Source organism: Acetobacter pasteurianus subsp. pasteurianus LMG 1262 = NBRC 106471, assembly GCF_000285275.1.
GTDB classification, from domain to species: Bacteria; Pseudomonadota; Alphaproteobacteria; order Acetobacterales; family Acetobacteraceae; genus Acetobacter; species Acetobacter pasteurianus.
The window spans coordinates 1-5,753 of the sequence record NZ_CADO01000077.1 but is presented as its reverse complement, the minus strand read 5'-3'; the positions used below and the strand labels follow the sequence as shown (position 1 = coordinate 5,753).

6 protein-coding genes are annotated in these 5,753 nt (G+C 52.2%); 2 read left to right on the top strand and 4 right to left on the bottom strand.

Annotated features, from left to right (window positions below):
• The coding region (locus tag APA10_RS11165) for a transposase (RefSeq protein ID WP_035367661.1) at nt 1-655 on the bottom strand (655 nt) is incomplete at its 3' end.
• 834 nt (nt 656-1,489) lie between these two features.
• Between APA10_RS11165 and APA10_RS11155 the strand changes: the two genes are divergently transcribed.
• A complete protein-coding gene (locus tag APA10_RS11155) occupies nt 1,490-2,143 on the top strand; it encodes a hypothetical protein (RefSeq protein WP_050923544.1) in 654 nt (217 codons plus the stop codon).
• Between the two features lie 548 nt (nt 2,144-2,691).
• Here APA10_RS11155 and APA10_RS11145 read toward each other — a convergent pair.
• The 3 genes from APA10_RS11145 to APA10_RS11135 all read right to left on the bottom strand — a co-directional run bounded on the left by APA10_RS11145 (nt 2,692) and on the right by APA10_RS11135 (nt 4,472).
• On the bottom strand, nt 2,692-3,267 hold the full coding sequence (locus APA10_RS11145) for a MucR family transcriptional regulator (protein WP_003630501.1): 576 nt from the start codon (nt 3,265-3,267) through the stop codon (nt 2,692-2,694).
• A gap of 123 nt (nt 3,268-3,390) precedes the next feature.
• Nucleotides 3,391-3,711 carry a hypothetical protein gene (locus APA10_RS11140; protein ID WP_250697680.1) on the bottom strand — a complete coding sequence of 107 codons (321 nt, stop codon included), beginning with the start codon at nt 3,709-3,711 and terminating at the stop codon, nt 3,391-3,393.
• A 413-nt stretch (nt 3,712-4,124) separates the two neighbouring features.
• Entirely contained in the window at nt 4,125-4,472 is a 348-nt protein-coding gene (locus APA10_RS11135) for a hypothetical protein (RefSeq protein ID WP_003630498.1), read from the bottom strand.
• 582 nt (nt 4,473-5,054) lie between these two features.
• Between APA10_RS11135 and APA10_RS11130 the strand changes: the two genes are divergently transcribed.
• The gene (locus APA10_RS11130; protein WP_003630496.1) at nt 5,055-5,735 is read left to right on the top strand and encodes a hypothetical protein; all 681 of its coding nucleotides are present in this window, start codon (nt 5,055-5,057) and stop codon (nt 5,733-5,735) included.
• Nucleotides 5,736-5,753: the final 18 nt, after the last annotated feature.

The following is a 5,753-nucleotide window of genomic DNA, read 5'->3' as shown; positions in this document are numbered from 1 at the left end:
CTTCCTTCCCCGGGTCCCTGTCTGCCGTGCGCAGGGTAGCGCTGAGGAGATGATCCCCGCAAAAGATGTATAGTGGCAGATAGCAGTTATGGCCGTAATACCCATGAAAGGCACGGCCTTCCTGATGGCCATGGATACGGTCATCGGTGGCATCCACATTCAGAACGATCCGGGCAGGAGCCCGATCATGCCGGTCCATGTAGAGCGTGACGAACAGCTCCGCCAGTGCCTCATGATCAGCAATGATGCGGCAGTAACGGTCTGCCTTGTGGCCACTGCGCTCCAACCGGTTCAGGGTAGATTTGCCAGCCAATGCTGCGCAGTTTGCCCGGCCTCCTGACAGACGGCCCGAGGCCAGACCAAAGATCAGGTCATGCCGCAGGGCATCGTGATCATTGAGATCTTCATAGCCCAAAGCCAGCCCCATGATCCGCTGACGGACAAGGTCTTCAACCCGGTATTCCACAAAGCCGGGATGCCGCTTATCGCGAAAACAGGCAGCAAAGCGGCGGCTGAGACCCAGAATGTCATCAGCCTGCTTCACCAGAATGACGCCCCCATCCGAACTCATGCGACCCCCGTCAAAACGGGCCACAACACGCCGTCCACAGGAGGCTGGAAACTCATACGCGCCTGCGCTACACTCTGTCTGCATCGGATTTTCTTGATGATTATGGAAATTTCTTTTCTACAAAACAGACTTTTTCATAATCTAACCCGATGTACAACCCTTCTGTGAGATTTCCGCGTCGAGGACGTCAGTGTTGCTTATTGGAAGTGCCGACGTAAAATCTATCAGTGTGATATGTGCGAGATCGTATCGTGTGAGAAGCCTGAAGGCTACAGCGGACCGTTAGCCGATCAAAGGATCAGGTTCTGGCAAGCAGTCCCCGATTTACAGAAGGCGATACAGCATATCCTGCCTGATTACGATCTGATGTCTCTTTCAGGACTTCCCCCCGTTGGTTGGCGGCTGGCTTCCGCTTTATAATGCAGACAGCAAAGTTCTCTTCCGTCTGCCCTCGCAACCTGACCTGAACGATGGATGTCTTGTGCTGATGTCAACAGAAATAGGGCGCGTTGCGATTGTGGAGGGTATAGATCGCTACGGATGTTGCGCCTTGGAACGGCCCGTAGCCTATGCAGATGTAACAGCTAAATGGCCCGAATTGCGGCCGCTTCTGCGGACCTATTGGCGCTCAGGAAAAAAGCAGCGCACACGCAATAGAAGGTGGTGTCAACTTCAACAGAGAATGGCTGGAAAGCTCATGAAATCGAGATTATCGCTTAGGCACAATGAGGAACAGGAGATTCCTTTCTAAGACAGGAGCCCTCTGACCGAAACGGTCTCTCGCATCAAGCGGTGGCTCCTCGTCCGTCTGGCTGCGCCAGACGGCCTGCGGTGCCGGCGCTATGCGCCGCGCATGACCCGATAGCCCGCTCCGGTCCGACCTGAAGGGGTTTATAACTCCAAAGAAGGCGACATCTCATGTCCTATCGCATTGTTTATGACCTCGCAGCCACGAGGTTTTCTACGGACACTCTAAACGCAGCTTTCCCAGATCATGGGTTTTCGAGTGACCAGTATCTCTTCTTCGAATTAGGCGGCGACAACAACCTCTATGAATCCTATGCGTCCCGTCAGCGCACCCTCCAACGGCGTGTCAGAAACTGGTCACTGATTGCAATGGGAGCAGAGTGGGAAGTCATGCGTCAGCTCGTCACTTTTGCTGCGTCATGTGAAGGGGGCGGTATGCGCTTCAGTGGGGCATCTGACACCGCTGCCGAGACATACATCCGCAAATGTAGGGCAATAGTCTCTGAGGCAGTAACGCCTGATACCCTCTTGCAAAAAATGGGATGTGGAGTGTCTTTGCAGATTGCGACACTCGGTGACGAGTGTCCTGAGTGGAGAAAGAGAAAAATAGAGACGCTGACAGCGCTCCTTGGGCAGCCTGGAGGAACAGACACACACGACTGGTTTGTCCGGCCCCTGCATGAAATGAAGGATGCGGCGGCTTTATTTGCCTTTGGCTACATGGATGGCCGGCCAATTTATAACATGGCGAGCGTCTCAGTCATCCGCCAGTCCAAACTGCCTCTGATGAAAGATTTGCTGGTGCGCGAAGCTCACGCATCCTGACGTCAGGGCGATCCCACCTGCATAGTTTGTTTTGCAGGTGGGGTTGATAAGGGTCACCCTATTCTGGCTGCTTTCATCATGTAAGCACACGCTGCCAGACAAGCCCCAGCTGTAGGAAACAGCATCAATGTGGTGACGAGTGTGTGACCGGAGCTGGCAGCACCAATGGCAATGCAACCAATCGCTATCTCTGCAAACCCATAGGTCATGCCTTTTGTTATGTTTGAGGTGTAATCGTGCGGGTCCATCGTGTTGAGCTTCCTCTAAGGGCCATTGCTGAAAAAAGTATCCGAGCCACCACACAATGCCGCCAGAAAGGCTGGTACTGTAAGTAAACAGAATGCGAGTATACACTGTCTGCGTTCGCTAAACCAAAGTCTCGTCACAATAAAAACCACAACAGAGTAGAGCAACAGAATTAAAACCGCGTTGAGACTAACGCTATTGCTATCCATGTCTCGTTTCCCATTTGTGTATCGATGCTTCAGGTGTCATCCATCGTCATGCGATCGAAAACGAGAAAGGGACTTTTTATTGAATGGTCAGACTTATTTCGTTTTACGCCCACGTGCTTTACGATTTGACGCAATATTTGTTTCACCTGATGAGAGTGTGGCATGGGTGTCATCGCCACGTCGCCCCAGTGAGTTGCGCTTGGCAATGGCCGCCCGCTGTGCGGAGTAGCTTGGTGCCACCATAGGATATTCCGGGGGCAATCCCCAGCGTGCCCGGTAATCCTCAGGGGTCAGGTTGAAATGTCTCTGAATATAGGATTTCAGCATCTTGGTTTTCTTACCGTCCTCAAGACAGACGATATAATCTGGGAAAACCGAGCGTTTGATGGGTACCGCCGGTGTGCGTTCCTGAGACACGCTTTTTTCGGGAACTGGTGGTTCAGATATCACGTCAGAAACTGGACCAACTGCGGGTGTTACGGCTTTCTCAGGGGCTTTTGGAGCGGGTTGGGAGAGTGAGAGTGTATCGAGTGTCGCATAGACAGATCTTATCAGATCTGGGAGGGCTTCGGTGCTAACCGTGTTGTGGCATACGTAGGCTGATATGATTGTAACGGTCTGTTCCACCTTTTGTGTGTCAGGTTCGTAAACGGATGTGGACTCTGCCATTGTGCCTGTCTTTCTGTTGTCTGAATGTCGTCTCAATACTAAATCTCTGACCTGTAACGGAAAAACCCATTTAACATGCCGTAAATCATAGGCAAGGTATTGTTGCTATCGCATAGAGGAGACTTAGTCCGCCAACGATCCTTGGGGTTGATCGTTGCACTTCGCACAGGCTACGCCCCGTAGAACATGTGTTTTGTTCTGACGCTCAATCCAGCCACAGCGGGCGCATGAAAACAAGGCAACGCATGTATTGCCCGGTTCGTAAATACAGCCGTGATCTCCAACATCAATCATGTGCGCCAGATACCGCCGGGGTGCGCGTGGCTTGTGATAGCCAAACAGATCCGGCTGGCGGGGTTTGTTTTTCGTCGTGGTGTGTGGAGAAACCATGAGCAGCTCACTGGCTATCGTCGGACGGGGTGTTTTTCGTGCGAGACGGGTCACGTCTTGGGTCTGCCAGGACGCGGAAGGAAGTCATGGCCGCTTTCGATCTTATGAGATCAAAATGGTCGGATTGCTCTCGCGGAAAGAGAGAGAAGGGATTTTCGCCAGATGTGAGCTCAATAATAGAGGGTCTTGTCCACGGGCTTTTTGGGAGTGCCTCAGACGTCATCTTGTTGTCCTTCCACATAATAAAATTCCGTTCTGACTTTCTGTCCGGATATGATGTGACCGAATATATAAAAAAAGTCCTACCTAAAAATTATGAAGAGAGACCAGATCAGGTTGGGTTTTTCCAGTTGCAAGTTTCTTGTTCCCGACAGCGCTTGGCTCATACGGGCCGGCCTCCATACCGGCACACAGTATGAATCCGATTAGATCAGATTATGTTTTATGCAATCGAAGAAACCCAGCGCTTAGATTTCTTCGATCATTGAAGAGATAAGATCCAGAAGCCAGCCCCCAAATCCGGCCATCAGAGCCACGTCGAGAGCGCTGATCGCCTCTTTCTCATGGCCCAGAAGATAGAGGCCGAGCGAGAGAACAGTGCAAAGCGCCGTAACCGGAACAGCCAGAAAAAGAGCGTAGCGGATTGAGCGGCGGAGCCACAGCATCATCGTTGCCATGCACGCCGAAGCGATATCGAAAAATGCAAAGGGAGTGCCAAGCAACTTGGCGTTGTTTCGCTCACGAATGGCCGCGATAAGCCACTGGAGACCAAACAGAAAGAGAAAATAAGGCCAAAAGGTCGGAATGGTGTGCATCTGTATCATGTCCTTTTTACAAACAAGACGCCTCTGATGAGGGCGTTTCTTCTGTGGAAGAGGGCAGAGTGACGAGGAAAGATGCGACCGAATTGATAAAAAACAGTCTTCCTTCAAAATTATGAAAATCGTCCAGATCAGGTTGGGTTTTGCCAGTCGCAGTTTTCTTGTTTCCGTTTGCCCTGGTCTTGCGTGTGTATCCTCAATAAAGATCCGGGACGCCCCGTTGGGGTTCGTTCGCTCAGCATCTCTAGGCGGCATAGCCGCCAAGAGATGTCGAGCCCCCTTAATCGGGGTCTCGCCACTTTCGTGCTAATGCTCACCGTCGTTTTTTCTATACTTGCCTTTACTGTCCTGTTTGAAAGTAAATAAAGGGCATGCGGAAAAGAAAGCGGAGTTATTGGGCAGGCAAACAAAAATAACTCATTTATTTTATTGTTTTTATTGCATTTTATGCTTGCAGCGGCGGTCGGTTTGTACTATCTTTTACTTGTGAGAGGGAAATAACTCCCTAGCACAAAGCGCCCCGAGCCAGTGCTACCAACACTGAAACGGGGCTAACGCCAGACAGGAGACTAGATCATGTCAAACGCTGCTACCGCTATCGCTCAAGCCCACACCGAAGCGCAAGAGAAGAAAGCCAACAAGGCCAATAAAAACGCACCCCGCGCCCGTTCCTTTCAGGAAGCCGTGGACCGCAAGGCCGCTGCCCCCATCGCAACACTTGAAGCCGTCAAGGCTCTCATTCCCACCGATGCACAGGCCGCAGCTATTGCCCGCGCCTTTGCCATTGATGAAGTGGACACAGACGAAGTGCTGGGAGCCGGTTACAATTCCGTGATGGAAGAAATCAAGATCATGGAACCCATTCTTGCAACCACCGTAAACGGCGAAAAGAATTACCGCGCCCTTGAAATGCACATGCAGCGCATCGTGGGCGCGCGTGTGGCCTCTGCTTTCGGACAGGCCCAGTTCTACGAAACAAAGCGGCAGGCCGCCCGTGAAATGTCCTCTGGCTTTACCAATGAAAACCGCGACGAAGACCGCATGGGCGTTGATGGTCAGGCTAACCGCGCCGCCTTCGCCCGCGAATTTGCCGCCCAACTCGGTATGAAAGCCTATGGCCTTTCAGCCCTCGCAGAAGGTGCCGCCAAGGCTTACGCCGAATATTTCGGCTCTGAATGGAAGCCCTACAGCCGCAATTCCGCCCGCTCTCTCGATCGTCAGATTGCAGACGCACAGGCCGACGCTCTGGGCTTCTGATACAGCGGCCGGGCGGCT

Bases quoted from the DNA above. Each gene is read 5' to 3' on its own strand.
- APA10_RS11135 (WP_003630498.1), bottom strand. From the start codon at position 4,472: ATGCACACCATTCCGACCTTTTGGCCTTATTTTCTCTTTCTGTTTGGT.
- APA10_RS11130 (WP_003630496.1), top strand. From the start codon at position 5,055: ATGTCAAACGCTGCTACCGCTATCGCTCAAGCCCACACCGAAGCGCAA.
- APA10_RS11155 (WP_050923544.1), top strand. From the start codon at position 1,490: ATGTCCTATCGCATTGTTTATGACCTCGCAGCCACGAGGTTTTCTACG.
- APA10_RS11145 (WP_003630501.1), bottom strand. From the start codon at position 3,267: ATGGCAGAGTCCACATCCGTTTACGAACCTGACACACAAAAGGTGGAA.